Below are 23,538 nucleotides of genomic sequence, written 5' to 3' on the forward strand. Positions count from 1 at the left end.
GGTCGATCCATTCGTCCCCATGCGAGGCACTCCCGGGAATTCGCGGTCCAAGCGTGCACGATGCAGCGGTTGCGCGAGACCATGGTTTCGGATGTGTGGTGCAGATGCAAGGTGCAGATGCACGTGCACGTGACCGAATTGGACGTTCCCGTACCGCTTGTTGGCCATTTTTTCCGCCATCTTCTCTCCCCGTACTTGCCAACTCCCTCTCTCTTCCTGTGCAGAATCTTTGGGTTCTTTGCTTCTCTGTAATCGGACGAGTACTGCTCGGAGTGATTTAGTGGCAGACTGCGGCCCCTGAAGGCGGTTGGGGAGGCTGGCGAACGTGAGCGTGGGAGAGCCCGGATCGGTGGTGCGGCGCATGCTGCTCGGCTCGCAACTGAGGCGACTGCGCGAGGCGCGGGGGATCACGCGCGAGGCCGCGGGTTACTCGATCCGCGCCTCGGAGTCGAAGATCAGCCGGATGGAGCTGGGCCGGGTGAGCTTCAAGACGCGTGACGTGGAAGACCTGTTGACGCTGTACGGCATCACCGACGAGGCGGAGCGAACCCAGCTCATCTCCCTCGCCCGGGAGGCCAACGTGGCGGGTTGGTGGCACAGCTACTCCGACGTCCTGCCGAGCTGGTTCCCCACCTATGTGGGCCTGGAGGGCGCCGCCTCCCTCATCCGCGCCTACGAGGTGCAGTTCGTGCACGGGCTGCTGCAGACCGAGGCGTACGCACGTGCGGTCGTCCGCCGCGGCATGAAGGGGGCGAGCGAGGCCGAGGTCGAGAAGCGGGTGGCGGTGCGCCTGGAGCGGCAGAAGTACCTCGTCTCCGAGAACGCGCCCGACTTCCACATCGTGCTCGACGAGGCCGCCCTGCGACGCCCGTACGGCGACCGGGAGGTGATGCGCGGTCAGCTCCAGCACCTGATCGACGTCTCCGAGCATCCCAACGTGCGGTTGCAGATCATGCCGTTCAGCTTCGGCGGCCACTCCGGCGAGAGCGGCGCGTTCACGATCCTGTCCTTCACGGAGTCGGACCTGACGGACGTCGTCTACCTGGAGCAGCTCACCAGCGCGCTCTACCTGGACAAACACGAGGACGTCGCCCAGTACGAGAAGGCCCTCAAGGAGCTCCAGCAGGACAGCCCGGGACCGGACGAGAGCCGCGACCTTCTCCGGGGTCTCCTCCAGCTTTCCTAGGGATCCGCCCGGGTTCTTCCCGGGTCCTCCCCAGAACTTCGCTCAGTGTCCCCAACTCACTTGTGTCACAAGTACGATGACACCAGATCAGACCGTGACGTTGATCGTGTGTCTGCGAGTGATTTGGGGATCACATGTCGTCGTACTTCACCGACCTGGCTCAGCAGTACATCGACGGTGAGTGGCGCCCGGGCACGGGCTCCTGGGACATCATCGACTTCAACCCGTACGACGGCGAGAAGCTGGCGTCCATCACCATAGCCACGGTCGACGAGGTGGATGAGGCCTACCGGGCGGCCGCCCGCGCGCAGAAGAAGTGGGCCGCGACCAATCCGTACGCCCGCCGCGCCGTCTTCGAGAAGGCGCTGCGCCTGATCGAGGATCGCGAGCAGGAGATCACCGAGGTGATCATCGCCGAGCTCGGCGGCACGCACCTGAAGGCCGGCTTCGAGCTCCACCTCGCCAAGGAGTTCCTGCGCGAGTCGATCCAGTGGGCGCTGCGTCCCGAGGGCAGGATCCTTCCTTCGCCGGTGGACGGCAAGGAGAACCGCCTCTACCGGGTCCCGGTCGGCGTGGTCGGTGTGATCAGCCCCTTCAACTTCCCCTTCCTGCTGTCGATCAAGTCGGTCGCCCCCGCCCTGGCGCTCGGCAACGCCGTGGTCCTCAAGCCCCACCAGAACACCCCGATCACCGGCGGCTCCCTGGTCGCGAAGATCTTCGATGACGCGGGTCTGCCGGGCGGGCTCCTCAACGTCGTCATCACCGACATCGCCGAGATCGGCGACGCCTTCATCGAGCACCCGGTGCCGAAGGTCATCTCCTTCACCGGCTCCGACAAGGTCGGCCGCCACGTGGCCACCGTCTGCGCCTCGCACTTCAAGCGCTCGGTCCTCGAACTCGGCGGCAACAGCGCCATCGTGGTCCTCGACGACGCCGACCTCGACTACGCGGTCGACGCGGCCGTCTTCAGCCGCTACGTCCACCAGGGGCAGGTCTGCATGGCCGCCAACCGCGTGCTGGTGGACCGCTCGATCGCCGACGCGTTCACCGAGAAGTTCGTCGCCAAGGTCAAGACGCTCAAGGTCGGCGACCCGAGCGACCCGCAGACCGTCATCGGCCCGGTCATCAACTCCTCGCAGGCGGAGGCCCTCACGGGCACCGTCGAGCAGGCCATCGCCGAGGGCGCGACGGTACTGCTGCGCGGCACGACCACCGAGAACCTGGTCGAGCCGTCCGTGCTGACCGGCGTCCCCGCCGACTCGGCCCTGCTGCGCCAGGAGGTCTTCGGCCCGGTCGCCTTCCTCATCCCCTTCGACGGCGAGGAGGAGGCGGTGCGCATCGTCAACGACACGCCGTACGGCCTGAGCGGCGCCGTGCACACCGGTGACATCGAGCGCGGCGTGAACTTCGCCAAGCAGATCGACACCGGCATGTTCCACGTGAACGACGGCACGGTCCATGACGAGCCGCTGGTGCCGTTCGGCGGCGAGAAGAGCTCCGGCGTCGGCCGTCTGAACGGCGAGACCACGATCGACTCCTTCACCACGCTGAAGTGGATCTCGGTGCAGCATGGACGGAGCGGTTTCCCCTTCTAGACCCGGCCGGTTTCCGCGCAGCGGGCCATCGAGGACAGAAGCTGTCCTCGATGGCCCGTAGCTTCGTCGGTGTCGGCAGGGGGACGGACCTCCTGCCACCGGCGAAAGGCGGCCCTCATGGTCACTCACGTTCCCGCGGAGGCACGAGGCGACGAGCGGGGAGCGCTCCTCGCGTTCATCGAGGAGCAGCGCGGCGGCATCCGCCGGGCGCTGCTGGGGCTGAGCGAGGAGCAGGCGGCGTCCCGCCCCAGCGCGAGCGAACTGTCGCTGTCCGGTCTGCTCAAGCACGTCGCCGAGGTCGAGCAGGGCTGGATCGCCCGCGCCAAGCAGGAGCCGCCGGCGATCCAGCGCGACCAGTCCAACTGGCACGAGACCTTCCGGCTGATGGACGGCGAGAGCGTCGAGTCCCAGCTCGCCCTCTGGGAGAAGATCGCCGCCGAGACCGAGGCCTACGTCCGCTCCGTCCCGAGCCTGGACGACACCTTCCCCCTCCCGAACGACCCCTGGTTCCCGCCGGACGCCCGGGTCTCCGTGCGCTGGCTGTGCCTGCACCTCATCCGGGAGACCGCCCGGCACGCGGGCCACGCCGACATCATCCGGGAGTCGCTGGACGGCAGGACGGCGTTCGAGCTGGTCGCCCTGGAGCAGGGCAAGAGCTGGGGGTGACCTTCCCGGGTCCTACGCTGGCCCCATGTCAGCGATCCGTCTCCTGGTGCTCGGCGCGGTCCGCCAGCACGGGCGGGCCCACGGCTACCAGGTGCGCAACGACCTGGAGTACTGGGGCGCGCACGAGTGGTCCAACGCCAAGCCCGGCTCGATCTACCACGCGCTGAAGCAGATGGCGAAGCAGGGGCTTCTGCACGCGCACGAGATCGCCCCGTCCACGGCCGGCGGTCCGCCGCGCACGGAGTACGAGATCACCGACCTGGGCACCGAGGAGTTCCTCCGGCTGCTGCGCGAGGCACTGACCGCCTACGACCAGAAGATGGACGTGAAGTCTGCGGCCATCGGCTTCATGGTCGACCTGCCGCGCGCCGAGGTGGTGTCCCTGCTGAAGGAGCGCGTCCGGCGCATCGAGGAGTGGCGCGCGGCCGTCACCGAGCACTACCTGCCCGAGGGCGGCCCCGAACAGCTCGGCCACATCGGCGAGATCATGAACCTCTGGATCCACACGGCCGACGGCGAGGCAGAGTGGACCCAGGGGCTGATCGGCCGGATCGAGGGGGGCGCCCACACCTTCGCCGGGGAGGGCGAGCCGTTCGTCGGCATCCTCTTGGACGGGCAGGAGAACCCGTATGCGACGGGGGAGCGGACCGCCGGACCCTAGGCCCTGTCTAGTGGTGGAAGCCCGTCGCCGCGTCCTTGTCCCGGGTGAACGGGTGCGGCTGCTGGCGCAGTTCCGGCAGCAGGCGGGTCAGGTCCTCCACGAACAGGTCGGCCAGGTCCGCGGAGAAGCCGTTGCGGCACACGATCCGCAGCACCGACAAATCCTCGCGGTGGGGCGGAAAGGTGTACGCGGGCACCAGCCAGCCGCTCTCCCGTAGCCGCCGGGAGACGTCGAAGACGTCGTACGCCTGAACGCCCGGCGCCGTCGTGAAGGCGAGGACCGGCAGCTCGTCGCCCCGCGTCAGCAGCCGGAAGTCGCCGAGCTCCCCCACCCTCTCGGCGATGGAGCGGGCCACGTCGCGCGTCGTCTGCTGCACGGCGCGGTAGCCCTCCCGCCCGAGCCGCAGGAAGGTGTAGTACTGGGCGACCACCTGGGCGCCGGGCCGGGAGAAGTTCAGGGCGAAGGTCGGCATGTCGCCGCCCAGGTAGTTGACCCGGAAGACGAGCTCCTCGGGCAGCGCCTCCTTGTCGCGCCACAGCGCCCAGCCGACACCCGGGTAGACCAGGCCGTACTTGTGCCCCGAGGTGTTGATGGACGCCACCCGCGGGAGGCGGAAGTCCCACACCAGGTCCTCGTCGAGGAAGGGCGCGATCATGCCGCCGGAGGCGGCGTCGACGTGCACCGGGATGTCCAGGCCGGTGCGCTCCTGGAGGGCGTCGAGGGCCGCGCAGAGGTCGGCGACGGGCTCGTAGGAGCCGTCGAAGGTGGAGCCGAGGATGCCGACGACACCGATGGTGTTCTCGTCGCACAGCTCGGCCGCGGCCTGCGGGTCGAGGTGGAACCGGTCGCCCTCCATGGGGACCTGGCGGGCCTCCACCTCCCAGAAGTTGCAGAACTTCTCCCAGCAGACCTGGACGTTGACGCCCATGACCAGGTTGGGCCGGGCGCCCGGCGCCGGATTCCGGCGGCTCCAGCGGCGCTTGAGCGCCATGCCGGCGAGCATGCACGCCTCGCTCGAACCGGTCGTCGAACAGCCCACGGCGGCCGACGGGTCCGGTGCGTTCCACAGATCGGCCAGCATCGCCACGCAGCGCCGCTCCAGTTCGGCCGTGCGCGGGTACTCGTCCTTGTCGATCATGTTCTTGTCCCGGCACTCCGCCATCAGGACGCCGGCCTGCGGCTCCATCCAGGTGGTGACGAAAGTGGCCAGGTTCAGCCGGGAGTTGCCGTCCAGCATCAGCTCGTCGTGCACCAGCTGGTAGGCCGACGACGGCGCCATGGGGGCGTCGGGCAGCCGGTGCCGGGGCGGGGCCTCGGTCATGCCGCCGACCGGATTCGCCTCGCCGAAGAAGGGGTTGACGGACAGCGCGCGCTCGTCGGGCTGGTCGGGACCTTTGTGGAGCGGCATGGCAGTGTCTCCTCGCGTCAGCCGATCAACGAGTGCCGCCGGATCCGAGTTCCCACGCTCACCCCGGGCGGGCCTCCGCGCCCGAACGTCCCGGGAGAATCGGGCTTGCACCTCACGCGACGTGAGGAGCCACCGTGGAGTGCGTACCCAGAAGGGAGCGGGAGGAAGTGGACTACTCCGTAGGACAGGTCGCGGGCTTCGCCGGCGTCACGGTGCGCACGCTGCACCACTACGACGCCATCGGGCTGCTCGTCCCGAGCGAGCGCAGCCACGCGGGCCACCGGCGCTACAGCGAGGCCGACCTCGACCGGCTGCAGCAGATCCTGTTCTACCGGGAGCTCGGCTTCCCGCTCGAGGAGGTCGCGGCCCTGCTCGACGACCCGGAGACGGACCCGCGCGCGCACCTGCGCCGCCAGCACGAGCTGCTGACCGCCCGGATCGAGAAGCTGCAGAAGATGGCCGAGGCCGTGGAGCACGCCATGGAGGCACGCAAGATGGGCATCAACCTCACCCCCGAGGAGCGCTTCGAGGTCTTCGGCGACAAGGACCCCGAACAGTACGCGGAGGAGGCCGAGGCACGCTGGGGCGGCACCGACGCGTACGCGGAGTCCCAGCGCCGGGCCGCGTCGTACGGCAAGGAGGACTGGAAGCGCCTGCAGGCCGAGGTCGACGACTGGAGCGAGCGGTACGCGGCCCTGGTCACCGCCGGCGCCCCGGCCACCGGGGAGCCGGCGATGGACCTGGCCGAGGAACACCGGCAGCACGTCAGCCGCTGGTTCTTCGAGGTGTCGTACGACATGCACCAGTGCTTCGCGGAGATGTACGTCTCCGACGAGCGCTTCAAGGCGTACTACGACGCCATGCACCCCGGCCTCGCCGAGCACCTCAGGGACGCGATCATCGCGAACGCCGCCCGCCACGAGGCGTGACCCTCGTTCCGGCCCGGGGGATCACTCCCGGGCCAGGACGACCGCCGTGCCGTACGCGCACACCTCCGTGCCCACGCCCGCCGCCTCGCTGACGTCGAAGCGGAACATCAGCACCGCGTTCGCGCCACGCGCGCGTGCCTGCTCCACCAACCGCTCCATGGCCTGGTTCCGGGTCTCCACGAGCGTCTTGGTCAGCCCCCGCAGCTCACCGCCGACCATCGACTTCAGTCCCGCACCGATCTGGCTGCCCACGTGCCGGGACCGGACCGTCAGCCCGAAGACCTCGCCGAGCACCTCCACGACCCGGTGACCGGGCACGTCGTTCGTCGTGACGACCAGTACGTCCGGGCGGGGCTCCTGGCCGCCGCCGTATTCATCGATTCCCATGACCTCACAGCTTTCTCCGGATCGGCGCACAGTGCATCCTGGAGGCACCGGTGGAACCTGGGGCGGACACACAACGTTGATAGCTTTGAGCGCCCGCAGAAGGACGCCGCATCTTTCCCCACCCCTCAGGAGCCCGGAACCGTGACGACGCTTGCCCTCGGCCCGAGCTGGCTGGATCCGAACTACCTCCTCGACACGTTCGGCATCTGGGGCCTGCTCCTCATCGTCTTCGCCGAGTCCGGCCTGCTCATCGGTTTCTTCCTGCCCGGTGACTCGCTCCTGTTCACCTGCGGTCTGCTGATCACCTCGAACCAGCTGAACTTCCCCCTGTGGGGAGCGATCGCGCTGATCTGCGTCGCGGCGATCCTCGGCGACCAGGCGGGCTACATGTTCGGCAAGAAGGTCGGCCCGTCCCTGTTTAACCGTCCGGACTCCCGCCTGTTCAAGCAGGAGAACGTGGTCAAGGCGCACGAGTTCTTCGAGAAATACGGCCCCAAGTCCCTGGTCCTGGCCCGTTTCGTGCCCATCGTGCGCACGTTCACGCCGATCATCGCCGGCGTCAGCGGCATGAAGTACCGCTCGTTCCTGACCTTCAACGTCATCGGTGGCGTCCTGTGGGGCGCCGGCGTCACCCTGCTCGGCTCCTGGCTCGGCAAGATCGACTTCGTCAAGAACAACATCGAGGCGATCCTGATCCTGATCGTCCTCGTCTCGGTGGTCCCGATCATCATCGAGTTCCTGCGGGCCCGCTCCAAGAACCGGAAGGCCGGACGGGAGGCGTCCGAGCCGGTCCAGGAGCCGGTCCAGGAGCAGACGCAGCCCTTCCCGGTGGTCATGGACGACGCGACGACCCAGCTGCGCCGCATCCCGCCGGCGGACCAGGACCACTCCCAGCAGTACCAGCAGCCGTACGACCCGAACCAGCAGTACGCGCAGCCCCAGTACCCGGACCAGCGCTACCCGGACCAGCGCTACCCGCAGCAGCAGTACCCCCAGCAGCAGTACCCCCAGCAGCAGTACGACGGTGGGCAGTACCCGTACGACAACCAGAACCAGGGCTACTGAGCCGGCGCAACGGAAGCTCAGAAACCTCGCGTCCGCTTCGCGGCCCGCCGCTTCTCCGCGGAGCCGATCCGCAGGAACAGCCGCGAGATCTCCGAGCCGAGGTTGACCCCGATGGCGATGGCCATGGCGAGCGAGGCGGCCGTGGCCAACGACACCAGCCCCTTGTCGACGTCGTTCTGCGCGATCGACAACAGCCCGAAGTACGTCGCGGAACCCGGCAGCAGCGGCCCGATCGCCGCCGTCGTGTACGGCAGGGCGGACGCGAACCGGTAGCGCGACAGCAGCTGCCCGAACAGCCCGACGAGCCCTGCCGCCACGGCCGTCGAGGCGACCGGCGACAGCCCCCCGGGATAGTGCAGCGCGCCGTACACGCACCACGCCACGCCGCCGTTCAGCGTCACCCACGCCACCGTCGAGCGCTCCTGCTGCAACAGCACCGCGAACGTCAGCGACAGCAGCATCGACGCGGCGATCTGCCACAGCGGCCGCTCGGCGATCCGCAGGGCCGCGTCCGGGTTGAGCTTGGCGCCCAGGTTCACCCCGAAGTACAGGACGACCAGCACGCCCGTGACGATGCCGACGAACAGGTAGACGACCTCCAGCAGGCGCGCCGACGCGGTGATGTAGAACCCGGTCAGCCCGTCCTGCACGCCCGCCACCAGGGCCCGCCCCGGCAGCAGCGCGAACAGCCCACCTGTGATGACCGCGGACGCCTTGACGTCCACATGGGCGACGGTCAGCGCGACCCCTATCGCGGCCGGCGGCATCGCGGCGACGGTGAACTGGTAGAACTCCGGCAGCCCGCGCCCCGCGCACAGCCACGCGAGCCGGTCGCCGAGCATCGCGCCCAGCATCGCCGCGAGGAACACGACCAGGTCACCGCCGACGAGCACGGAGGCCGCCCCGGCGAGCAGCCCGCTCGCCCCGGTGAGCACCCAGGTGGGGTAGGGGTGCCGGTTGCGGCGGATCTCCGCCAGCCGGCGGTAGGCCTCCTCCAGGGAGATGTGGGTCTCCTGGTCGCTGAGGTCGTCCACGAGCCGGTAGACGGCCGCCAGCCGCGTGTAGTCGGTGGCCCGGCGCCGCACGGTCCGCGACGCGGTCACCGGGTCGTCGACCAGGGAGGGCTGGTAGGAGATCGACAGCAGGGTGAAGGTGACGTTCGGCTCGCAGCGGTCCAGCCCGTAGGACCGGCACACCGCGAACATCGCGGCCTCGACGTCCTCCGCGCCCTCGCCGCCCGCCAGCAGCAGCTCGCCGATACGCAGGGTCAGGTCGAGCACGCGCGGGACGGCGGGGCCACCGTCCTCCGCCTTGGGCGGCGGCTCCGGCGCGGGCCGCTCGGCCACCGGCATGCGCAGCATGGTGCGCATCCGGTCCTGCCAGGGCACGTCCTTGGTCAGGCTGACGACCGGCACGCCGGTCGCCGGTGTGAAGGCGACGGGCGCCTGCTTGGAGCTGTAGGTGCTCGGCCTGCTGAACGCCGACCCCTCGGAGTCCGCACCCGCCGACTGCGGGACCGCCAGCCCGTCCGGTACGGCGAACTCCGAGGTCGTCTCCGGTTCGACCGCGACTCCGGGGGCGACGAGTCCCGCGGGAATCGCGAACTCGGATGTGATCTCCGGATCGAACGTGCCCCTGGCCTCGTCCGACTGCGGCTTGCGGTCCTCCGCCTCCGTCACGTGAGTAACGCTCCCTGTACGACGCGTACGGCAATGGCCAGTATGCGCACAGCATGACAAACGGGCCGCACGCGTACGCGTGCGGCCCGTTTGTCATGCTGAGGGCTCAGTGGCCGCCCTGGTCCTTGAAGCGCTTGTAGGAACGCTCGATCTCGGCCTCGGCGTCCGTGCGGCCCACCCAGTCGGCGCCCTCTACGGACTTGCCGGGCTCCAGGTCCTTGTAGACCTCGAAGAAGTGCTGGATCTCCAGACGGTCGAACTCCGACACGTGGTGAATGTCACGCAGGTGCTCCACGCGCGGGTCCGTCGACGGGACGCACAGCAGCTTGTCGTCGCCGCCGGCCTCGTCCGTCATCCGGAACATGCCGATCGCGCGGCAGCGGATCAGACAGCCCGGGAACGTCGGCTCGTCCAGGATGACGAGTGCGTCCAGCGGGTCGCCGTCCTCGCCGAGGGTGTTCTCGACGAAGCCGTAGTCGGTCGGGTAGGCGGTCGAAGTGAAGAGTCGACGGTCCAGGCGGATCCGACCGGTCTCGTGGTCCACCTCGTACTTGTTCCGCGAACCCTTCGGGATCTCGATCGTGACGTCGAACTCCACCGGTGGCTCCTCCATGATCAACACATAGTTCTGGTGGTTAAGTGTCCCTCACGCAGGTGTGTGATCGCGAAAGGGGCTGGTGGTCGTGCCTGAACTGAGGCCTTGGCGGGCCGCGAGACCGCACGTGGCGCGGGCCGCGAACGCCGTACGACCGCTTCTGGCACGGGCCGCCGGGACCGTACGCCCACCGCTCGAACGAGCCGCGAACGCCGCACGGCCGCGTCTGCAACGAGCCCTGGCCGTCGCGAGGCCGCGACTCGCGCGAGCGCGACGGGCCGTGGGTCCACGACTCGCGGCGCTGCGGGCTCCGCGTCCGCGGTCGGTCAGGACCTGGCAGTACACAGCAGGCGCGACGACCCTCGGGCTGGTGCTGGCCAGTGGGGTGGTGACCGTCGCCGGCCCCTGGGACGCCAACGGTCAGCGTACGGCCGAGCGCGACCGCGCGGTCGCCCTGGAACGCACGGGTGGCGCAGATCACGGCCGTAATGCCGATACATCCGGATCGTCCGACACGACGGCGGGGGCGCCCCGTCCGGCGCCGAGCGCGGCCTCGGTCCTGGTGGGTCTCGGCGGCTCCACGAACACCGTGAAGTCGGCCCCGAACGGGCCGGCCCTCGCCGACGTCCTCGGGCCGCTCCTCGGGGACCCGGCCCTCGCGGGCCACCGCACCGCCGCCGTCGTCGACGTCGCCACCGGCAGGCGCCTGTACGGCACCGGAGCCGACGACGCCCTGACCCCCGCCTCCACGACGAAGATCGCCACGGCCGTCGCGGCCCTGTCGGCGATGGGCGGCGACCACCGCCTCACCACCCGCACCGCCCTGGAGCCCGACACCGGGGAACTCGTCCTGGTCGGCGGCGGCGACCCCACCCTGACGGCCCACAAGGACGCGCAGGGCTGGGCGAGCCTGCGCGACCTGGCCGTCGCCACCGCGAAGGCTCTGAAGAAGCGCGGCCTGTCCAAGGTCACCCTCTCCTACGACACCACCCTCTACACCGGCCCCGGCCTGCACCCCATCGGCGTCAACGACAACCTCGCGCCCGTCAGCGCCCTCATGGCCGACGAGGGCCGCACGGACGACTCCGTCAGCGGCCCGGCCACGCGCGTGGCGGACCCGGCGGCGGACGCGGCGGCGAAGTTCGCCGGCTTCCTGGGCGCCCGGGGCATCCGAATGACGTCTCCTGGACCGTCCAAGGCGACCACGCGCGCGCAGTCGCTGGCCGCGGTCTCCTCACCCCCGCTCTCGGCGCTGGTCGAGCGCATGCTGACCAACTCCGACAACGACATCGCCGAGGCTCTGGCCCGCCAGACGGCGGTGGCGACGGGCGGCCGGGCGAGCTTCGACGGCGGCGCCGACGCGATCGCCGCCGAACTGAAGAAGCTCGGACTGCCGTTGCGCGGCGCCCGGTTCCACGACGGCAGCGGCCTGAACCGTGACGACCGGCTCACGGCAAACCTCCTGACGGCCCTGCTGGCGAAGGCGGGCGCCCCCGCCCACCCCGAACTCCGCCCGATCCTCACCGGTCTCCCGGTGGCCGGCTTCACCGGCACCCTGACCGGCCGCTACACGGACGGCGCGGCAGGCGTCGTACGGGCGAAGACGGGCACGCTGACCGGCGTGAACACCCTGGCGGGGACGGTCGTCGACCAGGACGGCCGGCTGCTGGCGTTCGCGTTCCTGGCGTCGGACACCACCAGCCCGGCGGCGGCGCAGTCGGCGCTGGACCGGACCGCCACGGCGCTGGCGGCGTGCGGCTGCCGCTGACGGCGTGAACCCACGCACTCCGGCCGCACCGCCGGTCAACTCATCAGCACGGGCCACCCGGCCGACCGTCACGCCCTGCCCCAAGAGGGAACGCTCACGTACGGTTGACGCATGACGAGCATCGGTGGTGCCGAGATGGTCGACTGGAATCTCGCGGTCGCGACCGCGACCCGGCTCGTACGGCCGGGCCCCGACGTGAGCCGCGACGAGGCCCGAGAGGTCGTCGCGGAACTGCGTCGGCATGCCAAGGCCTCGGAGGAACACGTCCGCGGTTTCACCCGTCTGGGGACGGAGGAGACGCACGACACCCCGGTCCTCGTCGTCGACCGCCCCGGCTGGGTGAGGGCGAACGTCGCCGGCTTCCGGGAGATCCTCAAGCCGCTGCTGGAGAAGATGCAGGAGCGGCGCAGCAACACGCCGGGCGGAGCGGTCCTCGGCGCGGTCGGCGGCAAGGTCACCGGTGTCGAACTGGGCATGCTGCTGTCGTTCCTGGCCTCCCGCGTCCTCGGCCAGTACGAGACCTTCGCCCCGTCCACCCGCGACCTCCCGGCCGGCGAGAACGGCGGCGGCCGGCTGCTCCTGGTGGCGCCCAACATCGTGCACGTGGAGCGCGAACTCGACGTCCAGCCCCACGACTTCCGCCTGTGGGTCTGCCTGCACGAGGAGACCCACCGCACGCAGTTCACCGCGGTGCCCTGGCTGCGCGACCACCTCGAGGGCGAGATCCAGTCTTTTCTCGCCGAGACGGACGTCGACCCGATGACCGTCCTGGAGCGCGTCCGGGAGGCCGCCCAGTCGCTCGCCGGGGGACGCCCGGAGGGCGAGGAGGACGACGGAGGCCGCTCCTTCGTGGAGATCGTGCAGACGCCCGCCCAGCGGGAGATCCTCGGGCGGCTCACCGCCGTGATGTCCCTGCTGGAGGGCCACGCCGACTTCGTGATGGACGGGGTGGGACCGGCCGTCGTGCCGAGCGTCTCCGAGATCCGCGAGAAGTTCCAGCAGCGTCGCGCGAAGGGCGCCTCGCGGCTGGACATCGCCCTGCGCAAGCTGCTCGGCCTGGACGCCAAGCTCAGGCAGTACCGCGACGGCGAGCGGTTCGTACGGGCCGTCGTCGAGGAGGTCGGCATGGACGGCTTCAACCGCGTGTGGACGTCCCCCAACACCCTCCCCACGAAGGCGGAGATCGCCAAACCGGCGGACTGGGTCGCGCGGGTGCACCGCAAGAGCGAGTCGTGAGCGTCCTGGGAAGGTCGTGAAACGAATCCGGCCGACGGCAGGCGAACGCCCCTTCAATCACCCGTCCGAGGGACCGTGAGCCATGGGTAGGCGTGCGATGCTCGGGGAACGCCCCGGTTCTGTCACCATCTACACACTCTGAGTGACCGGCCTCGGGTTCACCCCCCGAAAACTTCATGAAGGGAACCGGACATGGGTCCCCATCCTGCGGTCGCGGCGATACGCCTGGCGGTCCGCCGCGTCCTGCACGACATCCTCAACGACTTGAGCTCCGAGCCGCCCGCGGCCTCCGGATCTTCCGCTGTCTCCGGGTCCTCCGCTGCTTCCGGGCGGACCGTGGTCGCCGAGCAGCGCCCGCACGAGCGCCGGTCCTCGCCGCTCGTGCTCGTGGCATGCTCCGGCGGCGCCGACTCGATCGCCCTCGCCTCGGCCCTCGCCTTCGAGGCCCCCAAGCTCGGCATCCGCGCCGGTGGCGTCACCGTCGACCACGGCCTGCAGCCCGGCTCCGACCTGCGCGCCGAGGAAGTCGCCCTGCGCCTGCGCGAGTTGGGCCTCGACCCCGTCGACTCCATCACCGTGACCGTCGGCCGCGAAGGCGGCCCGGAAGCCGCCGCACGCGACGCCCGCTACGCCGCCCTCGACGCCGCCGCCGCCCGCCACGGCGCCGACGCGATCCTGCTCGGCCACACCCGCGACGACCAGGCCGAGACCGTCCTGCTCGGCCTCGCCCGCGGCTCCGGCATCCGCTCCCTGTCCGGAATGGCCGCGGTCTCGGGGGCCGGCGGCCGTTACCGCCGCCCCTTCCTCCAGCTCGACCGACAGACCGCCCGCAAGGCCTGCATGGTCCAGTCCCTGCCCGTCTGGGACGACCCCCACAACGCCGACCCCGCCTACACCCGCTCCCGGCTGCGCCACGAGGGCCTGCCCGCCCTGGAGAAGGCGCTCGGCAAGGGCGTCGTCGAGGCTCTCGCCCGGACGGCTCAGCTCTCCCGCGACGACGCGGACGCCCTCGACACCTGGGCGCGCCAGGCCGAGGCCTCCGTACGGGACGCCGCCGGTCTGCTGGAGTGCGCCAAGCTCTACGCCCTGCCGCCCGCCGTGCGCCGCCGCATCCTGCGCCAGGCCGCCATCGAGGCCGGCGCCCCCGCGGGTTCCCTGTTCGCCCGGCACATCGAGGAAGTCGACCGGCTGATCACCGGCTGGCGCGGCCAGGGGGCCATCAACCTGCCCGGCAAAGTCGTCGCCCAGCGCCAGGGTGGCAGACTGGTGATTCGGCAAGGCTGAATCTCATCCCTTTTGTGGGGGCCGGACCCCTCCCGGGGCCCGGGCAGCCGGTGGGACGACCGAAAGTGATGCGGGTGGACGCGAAAGACATGGGTGCCGACCTCCAGCAGGTGCTCATCACCAAGGAAGAGATCGACGCGAAGCTGGCCGAGCTGGCCGCGAAGATCGACGCGGAGTACGCGGGCAAGGACCTGCTCATCGTCGGTGTCCTCAAGGGCGCGGTGATGGTCATGGCCGACCTCGCGCGGGCGCTGTCCACCCCCGTCACCATGGACTGGATGGCCGTGTCGTCGTACGGCGCGGGCACCCAGTCCTCCGGAGTGGTGCGGATCCTCAAGGACCTCGACACCGACATCAAGGGCAAGCACGTCCTGATCGTCGAGGACATCATCGACTCCGGGCTGACGCTGTCCTGGCTGATCAACAACCTCGGCTCCCGCGAGCCCGAGTCCCTGAAGATCTGCACCCTGCTGCGCAAGCCGGACGCCGCCAAGGTGGCCATCGACGTCGAGTGGGTGGGCTTCGACATTCCGAACGAATTCGTCGTCGGCTACGGCCTCGACTACGCCGAGAAGTACCGCAACCTCCCGTTCGTCGGTACGCTCGCGCCCCACGTCTACGGCGGCTGACCAGCCCCTGGGGCCACCCTCGGGGCCAAGAGGGCCGTCTTTGTAGGACGATCGGGAACCCCAGCGGGTTTCGCGCCGTTGGAGCATGCAGACGGGTCAGCCAGCCCGGCCGTGCGGCTTCGGGCGACAATGCTGGGGTACCGTCAGAAGAACTGTCTTATCAAACTCACTATGGCAGGAGGGACGGGGCGGCACCGCTCCGTGTGGATGGACGTGAAGCGATACTTCCGTGGGCCGGTCATGTGGATCGTGCTGGCCGTCCTTGCCGTGGTCGTGTTGATGCAGGTCGTCGGTTCGTCCGGCGGCTACAAGACGGTGGACACAGGCCAGGTCGTCGCAGCGATCAACGACAACAAGGTGGAACAGGCCAAGCTGACCACCGGTGACGAGCAGACCATCAAGGTCCAGCTCAAGTCTGGCGAAAAGGTCGAGGGCAGCTCGAAGATCCAGGCGAGCTACATCGGCGACCAGGGCGTGGCCATCGCCAACACGCTGCAGACCAAATACCAGGACAAGCAGATCCCGGACGGCTACACCGTGTCGCCGTCCAAGCAGAACCCCTTCCTGGGCATCCTGCTCTCGCTGCTTCCCTTCGTTCTGATCGTGGTCGTCTTCCTGTTCCTGATGAACCAGATGCAGGGCGGCGGCTCCCGGGTCATGAACTTCGGGAAGTCCAAGGCCAAGCTGATCACCAAGGACACGCCGAAGACGACGTTCGCCGACGTCGCGGGCTGCGACGAGGCTGTCGAGGAACTCCACGAGATCAAGGAGTTCCTGCAGGAGCCGGCGAAGTTCCAGGCCGTCGGCGCCAAGATCCCCAAGGGCGTGCTGCTCTACGGCCGCCCCGGCACCGGCAAGACGCTGCTCGCGCGTGCCGTCGCCGGTGAGGCGGGGGTCCCGTTCTACTCGATCTCCGGTTCCGACTTCGTCGAGATGTTCGTCGGTGTCGGTGCCTCCCGGGTCCGTGACCTGTTCGAGCAGGCCAAGGCGAACGCCCCGGCGATCGTCTTCGTCGACGAGATCGACGCGGTCGGCCGCCACCGCGGCGCCGGCCTCGGCGGCGGTCACGACGAGCGCGAGCAGACGCTGAACCAGCTGCTCGTCGAGATGGACGGCTTCGACGTCAAGGGTGGTGTGATTCTCATCGCGGCCACCAACCGTCCGGACATCCTCGACCCGGCGCTGCTGCGCCCGGGCCGCTTCGACCGCCAGATCGCGGTCGACCCGCCGGACCTGCAGGGCCGTCTGGAGATCCTCAAGGTCCACCAGAAGGGCAAGCCGGTCGCGCCCGACGTCGACCTCGCGGCGGTCGCCCGCCGTACTCCGGGCTTCACCGGTGCGGACCTGAGCAACGTCCTCAACGAGGCGGCTCTGCTCACGGCCCGCAGCGACCGCAAGCTCATCGACAACTCGATGCTCGACGAGGCCATCGACCGTGTGGTGGCGGGCCCGCAGAAGCGGACCCGGATCATGTCGGACAAGGAGAAGAAGATCACCGCGTACCACGAGGGCGGACACGCCCTGGTCGCGGCGGCTTCCCCGAACTCCGACCCGGTCCACAAGATCACCATCCTGAGCCGCGGCCGTGCGCTGGGCTACACGATGGTGCTCCCGGACGAGGACAAGTACTCGACCACCCGCAACGAGATGCTCGACCAGCTCGCCTACATGCTGGGCGGCCGGGCGGCCGAGGAACTGGTCTTCCACGACCCGACCACGGGCGCGGCGAACGACATCGAGAAGGCCACCACCACGGCCCGCGCGATGGTCACCCAGTACGGGATGACCGAGCGGCTCGGCGCCATCAAGTTCGGCGGCGACAACACCGAGCCGTTCCTCGGACGTGAGATGGCTCACCAGCGCGACTACTCGGAAGAGGTCGCCGCGCTGGTGGACGAGGAAGTCAAGAAGCTCATCGAGAACGCGCACAACGAGGCCTGGGAGATCCTGGTCGAGAACCGCGACGTCCTCGACAACCTCGTCCTGCAACTGCTGGAGAAGGAGACGCTGAACAAGGAGGAGATCGCCGAGATCTTCGCCCCCATCGTCAAGCGCCCGCCCCGGCCCGCCTGGACCGGTTCCTCGCGGCGCACGCCGTCCACCCGCCCGCCGGTGCTCTCCCCCAGGGAGCTCGCACTGACCAACGGTGCCAACGGCGCGACCCCGGCGATCTCCACCGCCAAGTCGACGGCGACGGAGCACGCCCCGGCGACCGAGGCGATCCCGGAGGACCGCCCGGAGAGCTGACCTCGTCCTTCCGTCCGTCGGGACCGGAATGGCTGTACGCGCCCCCCAGGTTTTAGCCTGGGGGGCGCGGCGTTTTCAGCCAGGCCGCAGACGAGGCGCGTGGCCCGCACGCGTGACCCGCAAAGGAACGAGAATCCACATGACCGACCCCGTGACGCTGGACGGCGAAGGCAGCATCGGCGAGTTCGACGAGAAGCGTGCCGAGAACGCCGTCCGTGAGCTGCTGATCGCGGTCGGGGAGGACCCGGACCGAGAGGGTCTCAAGGAGACGCCGGCGCGGGTGGCGCGGGCGTACAAGGAGATCTTCGCGGGACTGTGGCAGAAGCCCGAGGACGTGCTGACGACGACGTTCGACCTGGGGCACGACGAGATGGTCCTGGTGAAGGACATCGAGGTGCTCAGCTCGTGCGAGCACCACCTCGTGCCGTTCGTCGGCGTCGCCCACGTCGGGTACATCCCGTCGGCGGACGGCAAGATCACGGGACTGTCGAAGCTGGCCCGGCTGGTGGACGTCTACGCCCGCCGTCCGCAGGTGCAGGAACGTCTCACCACGCAGATCGCCGACTCGCTGATGAAGATCCTGGAGCCGCGCGGCGTGATCGTGGTCGTCGAGTGCGAGCACATGTGCATGTCCATGCGCGGTGTCCGCAAGCCGGGCGCCAAGACCATAACGTCGGCGGTGCGCGGGCAGCTGCGCGATCCCGCGACCCGCAACGAGGCCATGAGCCTGATCATGGCGAAGTAGGGCCCGCCGGGGCCTCGGCCCCAGTGTCGGTGCCGCGGTGTCGATGCCCCGGCGTCGGTGTGGCTGTGTCGGTGTCCTGGCCGTCAGGCCGGAGAGGCTGCGCCGTTGTCGGTCTCGTCGTCGTCCGGGAGCTTGCACACGCGCTCCAGGAACACGGCCGCCGCTATCACCGCGATGCCCGCCACGACCGAGAAGCCGGCGTAGATGGCCTGGTCGCGGCGGGCCGGGATGTCCAGGAGCTCCAGCAGGAAGACACCGGTGCCGCCGTACATGCCGGCGACCAGCGCCGCGACCAGCGCGCTGGCCTGGCCGAAGACGACCGCGCGGGCCGCCATCAGGGGGTCGACGCCCTTGGCCTCGGGCCGGCGCTCGCGCTGGGCCTTGAGGCGGCCGCGGATCGAGAGCGCCGTGGCCAGCAGGACCACGGCGATCAGGGCGAGGACGATGGGGGCGGCCAGGGGGACACTGGGGAGCGTCCCGATCGAGTTCCACAGGCGGGCGCCCGCCCAGGACAGGACTCCGGCCACGACGAACACGCCTGCCAGCACCCTGATGCGCAGCTCTCTCACGGTGTCCCTTCAGCTCCCCCGGTTGACGGGCCCTACCCGTGGACCGGGTCGTCCCACGCCCGCGGACGTGTTCGTCCCGGCTTTGTCGTCTTGACCTTAACGACTACTCGGGCAGGTGGAGTTCCAGGTCCCCGCGAGGCTCCACGCCGTGCCGGGTGACGGTGTCCAGGAGGCCGGCGACCGGACCGCGGCCGGGGAGCTGGGCGTCGGGGTCGACGTCGTGCCAGGGGGCGAGGACGAAGGCGCGTTCGTGGGCGCGGGGGTGCGGAAGGGTCAGCAACGGGTCGTCGGAGAGGACACCGTCGTACGCGACGATGTCGACGTCGAGGGTGCGCGCGCCCCAGCGCTCGTCCCGTACGCGGTGGAAAGCCTCCTCGACCGCGTGCGCCCGCTCCAGGAGCGAGGACGGGGGCAGGGTCGTCTTCAGCAGCACCACCGCGTTGAAGTACGAGGGCTGGCTGCCCGGCTCTACGCCCCACGGCTCCGTCTCGTACACCCGCGACACGGCCTTGACCCGGACACCCGGGGTGTCCTCCAGGGCGTCGATGGCGCCCTGGAGGGTCTCCAGGCGGTTGCCGAGATTCGAGCCGAGGGAGATGACGGCCCGTTTCGGGTTGTGCAGGGTGGTGTCGGCGGCGTCCACCTGCTGCACGACGGAGGCGGGCACCGGCTGTACGGTCGGGTCGCTGTGACCTTCGGTGAAGAACGCGGTCATACTCGGCTCCGGGTGATGGTGACGGTCACGTCGTCGAAGGGGACCGTGATCGGCGCGTCCGGCTTGTGGACGCACACTTCGACCTCCTGGACCCCGTCGTGCTTCAGACAGGCCTGGGCGATGCGCTCGGCGAGCGTCTCGATGAGATTGACGGGCTCGCCCTCGACGACGGCCACGACCTCCTCCGCCACGATGCCGTAGTGCACGGTCTTCGCCAGGTCGTCGTCGGCCGCGGCCGGCCGGGTGTCCAGCCCGAGGACGAGGTCCACGATGAAGGTCTGGCCCTCCTCGCGTTCCTTGGGGAACACACCGTGGTGCCCGCGGGCCTTCAGGCCGCGCAGCGCGACACGATCCACGCGAATCACTCCTGCAATCGTCGGTGACGGCCGGTCACTGCCGTGTGCGGGCGGCACACCGGCCTCGAACGAATCTACCCGCGGACACTGACAGGCCCCGGCCACGGGGGCGGGCCAGTGCCGGGACCAGGAGGTTTCGTCGTGTGTTTCCCCTGGGGAACCCGGCGGCTCACGGGTTGGTAGCCGCCCCTACCCAGCACGTGGTGATTCCAACCACTTCTTGCCCCCGGCGGGTGCCGATGTGGCCCGCGAGGGTGCCTGCGGGTCTTCTCGGAGGGTCGCCTACCCCGTCAGGTGGGGGTGTCCTCGTCCTCGGCCTCGTCGTTTTCGGACAGAACCGGGGAGGCGTGGTGCGACCACATCTTCCAGCCGTCGGGTGTGCGGCGGAACACGTTCGTGGCGACCACCAGCTGCCCGACGAGCGGGCCGAGCTCCTCGCCGCCCTCGGGCGCGGGGCCGCCGCTGAGGATGTTCTCCGTGCAGGTGACCAGTGCGGTGTCGCCGGTGACGGAGACGTGCACGTCGGTGAGGAAGAACTGGATGTAGTCGGTGTTCGCCATGATCAGGGCGTACGACCGCAGGACCTCGCCGCGGCCGGTCAGCACCGGCCAGCCGGGGTGCACGCAGGAGACCACGCCGGCGTCCGCCGGGTCGTGGTACTCCTCGTCGATGCCCAGGTCGGCGGGGGTGAGCCAGAGGGAGGACAGTTCCTCGAAGTCGCCGCGCTCCAGGGCCTCGTAGAAGGCGGTGTTGGCTGCCTCGACCTGCTCGACGTCCGTGTGGGGGGCGCTCACCGGGCTCCCTCTGCGCCGGGGGCGGCCGGGCGGGGCGCGTGCTCGGCGGTGCGCGCCTCCTCCACGGCGCGCGCGACCCGTACCGCGTCCGCCGTGGCGCGCACCTCGTGCACGCGCACCGCCCACGCGCCGGCGTGCGCCGCGAGCGCGGAGACGGCGGCCGTCGCGGCGTCGCGCTCGCGCGCGGGCGGCGGCGCGCCCTCCGGCCCTGCGAGGACGCGGCCGAGGAACCGCTTGCGGGAGGCGGCGACGAGGAGCGGGTGGCCGAGCACGAGCAGGCGGTCGAGGTGGGCCAGGAGAGTGAGGTCGTGTCCGGCGTCCTTGGAGAAGCCGAGGCCCGGGTCGACGACGACGCGGTCCGGGGCGATGCCGCCGGCCAGGACGGCCTCCACGCGCGCGCGGAGTTCGTCGACGACCTCGGTGACGACGTCGTCGTACGCGCCCCTGACGTTGGCGCCCTCCAGGAGTCCGCGCCAGTGCATGACGACGAAGGGGGCGCCGGAAGCGGCGACGACGGGGATCATCGCGGGGTCCGCGAGCCCGCCGCTGACGTCGTTGACGAGGCGGGCGCCGGCGGCGAGCGCCTGCTCGGCGACGGACGCGCGCATGGTGTCGACGGAGACGGTGACGCCCTCGGAGGCGAGTCCGCGCACCACGGGGATGACGCGCCTGAGTTCCTCGGCCTCGTCGACGCGGGTGGCGCCCGGGCGGGTGGACTCGCCGCCGACGTCGACCATGTCCGCGCCCTCGGCGACCAGCTCGAGACCGTGTTTGACGGCGGCCGTGGTGTCGAAGAAGCGGCCGCCGTCGGAGAAGGAATCGGGGGTGACGTTCACGACTCCCATGACCGCGCAGCGGTCCCACTCGGGAAGGCCCGCGACGCGCCCGCGTCCGCTCTGCTTGCTCATACGTTCAGCGTAGGCCCCGGACCGGGCCGTAAGACGCCACGGTCGGCCCTGGAACGCGACGGCCCGGACGGAAGCCCCTCGGGCTGGAGGGGCGGGGCTTCCGTCCGGGCCTGTCCTTCGCGGCGTACGGCCGTCCGGTCGTCCCGTCCGGCCGGCGCTCACGCCACGCGCTCGGGGTCCCTCACGCGGCGCGTACGTCGCGCTCCGCGACGGAGTGGGTGCACACGCCCGGCGCGGACCTGCGGCGGCGCAGGAAGCGCGGCAGCGGCAGGGCGAGGTTGACGAAGCCCTCCGCCTGCATGGCGGCGAAGCCGATGCGGGGCAGGTCTGCCGAAGCGCGGTAGACCACGAAGCGTGGCTCCCAGCGGGGCTGGAACTTCGCGTTGAACTTGTACAGCGACTCGATCTGGAACCAGCGAGAGAGGAAGACCAGCAGTCCGCGCCAGGCCCGCAGCACCGGGCCGGCGCCGATCTTCTCGCCCCGCGCGAGTGCCGAGCGGAACATCGCGAAGTTGAGCGACACGCGCGTGATGCCGAACTTCGGGGCCGCCTGGAGGGCGGCGACGATGAGGAGTTCGTTCATGCCCGGGTCGGCCGAGCGGTCGCGACGCATCAGGTCGAGGGAGACGCCGTCATCGCCCCAGGGGACGAAGTGCAGGATCGCCTTCAGGTCGCCGTACTCGCCCGGCTGGTCGTCGGCCTTGTGGGCGGTGGCGATCAGGCAGTCGCCGTCGGCGGCATCGCCGATACGGCCCAGGGCCATGGAGAAGCCGCGTTCGGTGTCGGTGCCGCGCCAGTCCTCGGCGGCCTGCCGGATCCGTGCCAGCTCGGTGTCGCCGAGGTCACGTACACGTCGTACCCGGGTTTCGTAACCGGCGCGCTCGATGCGCTTGACCATCTGGCGCACGTTGCGCATCGCGCGGCCGGCGAGAGAGAAATCCGCGACGTCCACCACCGCCTCGTCGCCCAGCTCCAGGGCGTCGAGGCCGGTCTCGCGGGTCCACACCTCACCGCCCGTCTCCGAACAGCCCATCACGGCGGGCGTCCAGGAGTGGGCCTTGGCCTCGTCCATGAAGCGCTCGATGGCGCCTGGCCAGGCCTCGACGTCGCCGATGGGGTCGCCACTGGCGAGCATCACACCGGAGACGACGCGGTACGTCACCGCCGCCTTGCCGCTGGGGGAGAAGACGACGGCCTTGTCGCGCCGCAGGGCGAAGTGGCCGAGGGAGTCGCGCCGGCCGTGCTTCTCCAGCAGGCAGCGCAGACGTGCCTCGTCCTCCGGGGTCAGGCGGGCCGCGGGGTGCTCGGGGCGGAACGCCAGGTAGATCGTCGTCACCGCGGTGAGCAGACCCAGAGCGCCCAGGGAGAAACCGACGGTCCAGGAGGTGTTGCCCTGGTAGTCGACCGGGCCCTCGAAGCCGAACAGACCGTAGAGGACGTGCGTAATGCGATCGGCCAGGCTCGGGTCGCCGACCATGCGATTCGGGTGGACGCTGACGATGATCAACCCGAGAACGAGGGATCCGGCGCCCATGAGGACGAAGTTGGCGAGCGCGCGCCACCGGCTGCGCGGGTCGGGCAGCGCGTTGAACTGGTCGCGGTGGCGCAGCAGCGGAGCGAGCAGTGCCAGCGAGATGACCACTCCGATCAGGGAGTGGCGGTACGTGAACTGCGCGACGGCACCTGCCGGCAGCAGCGCCACCGCGGCCCGCCACGCCCGCCGCTTGCCTCGCTTGAGTCCGTGCGCGAGCAGCAGCAGCAGCACGCCGGCGCAGAGCGAGAGCGCGGCCGCGAACGGCCCGAACGCTCCCGGCAGCACTTCGGCGATGGTGTGCATACGGCTGTGCCGGAAGCGCGGGAAGACGCCCGCGGCGATGTCCAGGACGCCCACGAGCGCACAGGCTCTGGCGACGAGGACGGGGACGGCCTCGGGGCGCGGACCTCGCAGTACGCGCCGAGCGTTGCGTGATCGAGAGGGAACCCCGCCCGACATTTCCTCATCTGTCCTGACAGACATCGCATCCCGTAGTTCTGCGAGAGACCTTGAATCCGGTGCCGATCGGGGCATCCGGCGACATTGCGCCCTCTAGGACGGTGTCTCGGGGAGCCAGGTTCC

The 23,538-nt window shown here is 70.1% G+C and carries 22 protein-coding genes; 12 read left to right on the plus strand and 10 right to left on the minus strand.

Features of this window, described 5'->3' with window-relative positions:
- Positions 1–361: 361 nt before the first annotated feature.
- From FBY22_RS42710 to FBY22_RS42725, 4 genes are all read left to right on the plus strand, one after another.
- Positions 362–1,186 (plus strand): helix-turn-helix transcriptional regulator, encoded by an 825-nt coding sequence (locus FBY22_RS42710; RefSeq protein WP_142154699.1) that lies wholly within the window; start codon positions 362–364, stop codon positions 1,184–1,186.
- A gap of 134 nt (positions 1,187–1,320) precedes the next feature.
- Complete coding sequence (locus FBY22_RS42715) at positions 1,321–2,781, plus strand: aldehyde dehydrogenase family protein (RefSeq protein WP_142154183.1); 1,461 nt, start codon at positions 1,321–1,323, stop codon at positions 2,779–2,781.
- 117 nt (positions 2,782–2,898) lie between these two features.
- Positions 2,899–3,447 carry a DinB family protein gene (locus FBY22_RS42720; RefSeq protein WP_142154185.1) on the plus strand — a complete coding sequence of 183 codons (549 nt, stop codon included), beginning with the start codon at positions 2,899–2,901 and terminating at the stop codon, positions 3,445–3,447.
- 25 nt (positions 3,448–3,472) lie between these two features.
- Entirely contained in the window at positions 3,473–4,108 is a 636-nt protein-coding gene (locus tag FBY22_RS42725; RefSeq protein WP_142154187.1) for a PadR family transcriptional regulator, read from the plus strand.
- Positions 4,109–4,115: 7 nt separating this feature from the next.
- Here the strand turns inward: FBY22_RS42725 and FBY22_RS42730 are convergent, their stop codons facing one another.
- Positions 4,116–5,516 carry a glutamate decarboxylase gene (locus tag FBY22_RS42730; protein ID WP_142154189.1) on the minus strand — a complete coding sequence of 467 codons (1,401 nt, stop codon included), beginning with the start codon at positions 5,514–5,516 and terminating at the stop codon, positions 4,116–4,118.
- Positions 5,517–5,683: 167 nt separating this feature from the next.
- Here FBY22_RS42730 and FBY22_RS42735 point away from each other — a divergent pair, with 167 nt between their 5' ends.
- Positions 5,684–6,445, plus strand: a complete 762-nt coding sequence (locus FBY22_RS42735) for a MerR family transcriptional regulator (protein WP_142154191.1) — start codon at positions 5,684–5,686, stop codon at positions 6,443–6,445.
- Between the two features lie 21 nt (positions 6,446–6,466).
- Here the strand turns inward: FBY22_RS42735 and FBY22_RS42740 are convergent, their stop codons facing one another.
- On the minus strand, positions 6,467–6,832 hold the full coding sequence (locus FBY22_RS42740; protein WP_058924032.1) for a YbjQ family protein: 366 nt from the start codon (positions 6,830–6,832) through the stop codon (positions 6,467–6,469).
- Positions 6,833–6,973: 141 nt separating this feature from the next.
- Here FBY22_RS42740 and FBY22_RS42745 point away from each other — a divergent pair, with 141 nt between their 5' ends.
- Positions 6,974–7,897: a DedA family protein gene (locus tag FBY22_RS42745; protein ID WP_142154193.1), complete on the plus strand. Its 924-nt coding sequence runs from the start codon at positions 6,974–6,976 to the stop codon at positions 7,895–7,897.
- Between the two features lie 17 nt (positions 7,898–7,914).
- Here FBY22_RS42745 and FBY22_RS42750 read toward each other — a convergent pair whose 3' ends face one another.
- On the minus strand, positions 7,915–9,576 hold the full coding sequence (locus FBY22_RS42750; protein ID WP_142154195.1) for a threonine/serine exporter ThrE family protein: 1,662 nt from the start codon (positions 9,574–9,576) through the stop codon (positions 7,915–7,917).
- Between the two features lie 106 nt (positions 9,577–9,682).
- Entirely contained in the window at positions 9,683–10,174 is a 492-nt protein-coding gene (locus tag FBY22_RS42755) for an inorganic diphosphatase (RefSeq protein WP_007452023.1), read from the minus strand.
- 79 nt (positions 10,175–10,253) lie between these two features.
- On the opposite strand from FBY22_RS42755, the gene dacB reads away from it, so the two are divergent.
- The 6 genes from dacB (at position 10,254) to folE (ending at position 18,080) form a co-directional block, all read left to right on the plus strand.
- Entirely contained in the window at positions 10,254–11,939 is a 1,686-nt protein-coding gene (dacB, locus tag FBY22_RS42760; protein ID WP_142154197.1) for a D-alanyl-D-alanine carboxypeptidase/D-alanyl-D-alanine-endopeptidase, read from the plus strand.
- A gap of 111 nt (positions 11,940–12,050) precedes the next feature.
- Positions 12,051–13,175: a zinc-dependent metalloprotease gene (locus FBY22_RS42765; RefSeq protein ID WP_142154199.1), complete on the plus strand. Its 1,125-nt coding sequence runs from the start codon at positions 12,051–12,053 to the stop codon at positions 13,173–13,175.
- A gap of 192 nt (positions 13,176–13,367) precedes the next feature.
- A complete protein-coding gene (gene tilS / locus FBY22_RS42770) occupies positions 13,368–14,459 on the plus strand; it encodes a tRNA lysidine(34) synthetase TilS (protein WP_142154201.1) in 1,092 nt (363 codons plus the stop codon).
- A 68-nt stretch (positions 14,460–14,527) separates the two neighbouring features.
- Positions 14,528–15,088 carry a hypoxanthine phosphoribosyltransferase gene (gene hpt, locus FBY22_RS42775; RefSeq protein WP_058924027.1) on the plus strand — a complete coding sequence of 187 codons (561 nt, stop codon included), beginning with the start codon at positions 14,528–14,530 and terminating at the stop codon, positions 15,086–15,088.
- A gap of 207 nt (positions 15,089–15,295) precedes the next feature.
- Positions 15,296–17,335 carry an ATP-dependent zinc metalloprotease FtsH gene (gene ftsH / locus FBY22_RS42780; RefSeq protein WP_142154701.1) on the plus strand — a complete coding sequence of 680 codons (2,040 nt, stop codon included), beginning with the start codon at positions 15,296–15,298 and terminating at the stop codon, positions 17,333–17,335.
- A gap of 139 nt (positions 17,336–17,474) precedes the next feature.
- Complete coding sequence (folE, locus tag FBY22_RS42785) at positions 17,475–18,080, plus strand: GTP cyclohydrolase I FolE (protein ID WP_058924025.1); 606 nt, start codon at positions 17,475–17,477, stop codon at positions 18,078–18,080.
- Positions 18,081–18,163: 83 nt separating this feature from the next.
- Here the strand turns inward: folE and FBY22_RS42790 are convergent, their stop codons facing one another.
- From FBY22_RS42790 to FBY22_RS42815, 6 genes are all read right to left on the minus strand, one after another.
- Positions 18,164–18,649 carry a DUF3180 domain-containing protein gene (locus tag FBY22_RS42790; protein WP_142154204.1) on the minus strand — a complete coding sequence of 162 codons (486 nt, stop codon included), beginning with the start codon at positions 18,647–18,649 and terminating at the stop codon, positions 18,164–18,166.
- A gap of 103 nt (positions 18,650–18,752) precedes the next feature.
- Positions 18,753–19,364, minus strand: a complete 612-nt coding sequence (gene folK / locus FBY22_RS42795) for a 2-amino-4-hydroxy-6-hydroxymethyldihydropteridine diphosphokinase (RefSeq protein WP_142154206.1) — start codon at positions 19,362–19,364, stop codon at positions 18,753–18,755.
- Complete coding sequence (gene folB, locus FBY22_RS42800) at positions 19,361–19,720, minus strand: dihydroneopterin aldolase (protein WP_115906700.1); 360 nt, start codon at positions 19,718–19,720, stop codon at positions 19,361–19,363. Before folB ends, folK begins: the two co-directional genes overlap by 4 nt.
- 290 nt (positions 19,721–20,010) lie before the next feature.
- Positions 20,011–20,514: a nuclear transport factor 2 family protein gene (locus FBY22_RS42805; protein WP_142154207.1), complete on the minus strand. Its 504-nt coding sequence runs from the start codon at positions 20,512–20,514 to the stop codon at positions 20,011–20,013.
- Complete coding sequence (gene folP, locus FBY22_RS42810; protein WP_142154209.1) at positions 20,511–21,422, minus strand: dihydropteroate synthase; 912 nt, start codon at positions 21,420–21,422, stop codon at positions 20,511–20,513. Before folP ends, FBY22_RS42805 begins: the two co-directional genes overlap by 4 nt.
- Positions 21,423–21,603: 181 nt before the next feature.
- Complete coding sequence (locus FBY22_RS42815) at positions 21,604–23,415, minus strand: phosphatidylglycerol lysyltransferase domain-containing protein (RefSeq protein WP_142154211.1); 1,812 nt, start codon at positions 23,413–23,415, stop codon at positions 21,604–21,606.
- Between the last annotated feature and the right edge of the window lie 123 nt (positions 23,416–23,538).

The organism is Streptomyces sp. SLBN-31, from assembly GCF_006715395.1.
Taxonomy (GTDB): domain Bacteria; phylum Actinomycetota; class Actinomycetes; order Streptomycetales; family Streptomycetaceae; genus Streptomyces.

Excerpts from the sequence above, each read along its gene's own strand:
- FBY22_RS42710 (WP_142154699.1), top strand. The coding sequence starts at position 362 with ATGCTGCTCGGCTCGCAACTGAGGCGACTGCGCGAGGCGCGGGGGATC.
- hpt (WP_058924027.1), top strand. The coding sequence starts at position 14,528 with ATGCGGGTGGACGCGAAAGACATGGGTGCCGACCTCCAGCAGGTGCTC.
- FBY22_RS42740 (WP_058924032.1), bottom strand. The coding sequence starts at position 6,832 with ATGGGAATCGATGAATACGGCGGCGGCCAGGAGCCCCGCCCGGACGTA.
- FBY22_RS42720 (WP_142154185.1), top strand. The coding sequence starts at position 2,899 with ATGGTCACTCACGTTCCCGCGGAGGCACGAGGCGACGAGCGGGGAGCG.
- folE (WP_058924025.1), top strand. The coding sequence starts at position 17,475 with ATGACCGACCCCGTGACGCTGGACGGCGAAGGCAGCATCGGCGAGTTC.
- FBY22_RS42815 (WP_142154211.1), bottom strand. The coding sequence starts at position 23,415 with ATGTCGGGCGGGGTTCCCTCTCGATCACGCAACGCTCGGCGCGTACTG.
- FBY22_RS42715 (WP_142154183.1), top strand. The coding sequence starts at position 1,321 with ATGTCGTCGTACTTCACCGACCTGGCTCAGCAGTACATCGACGGTGAG.
- folK (WP_142154206.1), bottom strand. The coding sequence starts at position 19,364 with ATGACCGCGTTCTTCACCGAAGGTCACAGCGACCCGACCGTACAGCCG.
- folP (WP_142154209.1), bottom strand. The coding sequence starts at position 21,422 with ATGAGCAAGCAGAGCGGACGCGGGCGCGTCGCGGGCCTTCCCGAGTGG.
- FBY22_RS42730 (WP_142154189.1), bottom strand. The coding sequence starts at position 5,516 with ATGCCGCTCCACAAAGGTCCCGACCAGCCCGACGAGCGCGCGCTGTCC.
- FBY22_RS42725 (WP_142154187.1), top strand. The coding sequence starts at position 3,473 with ATGTCAGCGATCCGTCTCCTGGTGCTCGGCGCGGTCCGCCAGCACGGG.
- FBY22_RS42765 (WP_142154199.1), top strand. The coding sequence starts at position 12,051 with ATGACGAGCATCGGTGGTGCCGAGATGGTCGACTGGAATCTCGCGGTC.
- ftsH (WP_142154701.1), top strand. The coding sequence starts at position 15,296 with ATGGACGTGAAGCGATACTTCCGTGGGCCGGTCATGTGGATCGTGCTG.
- tilS (WP_142154201.1), top strand. The coding sequence starts at position 13,368 with ATGGGTCCCCATCCTGCGGTCGCGGCGATACGCCTGGCGGTCCGCCGC.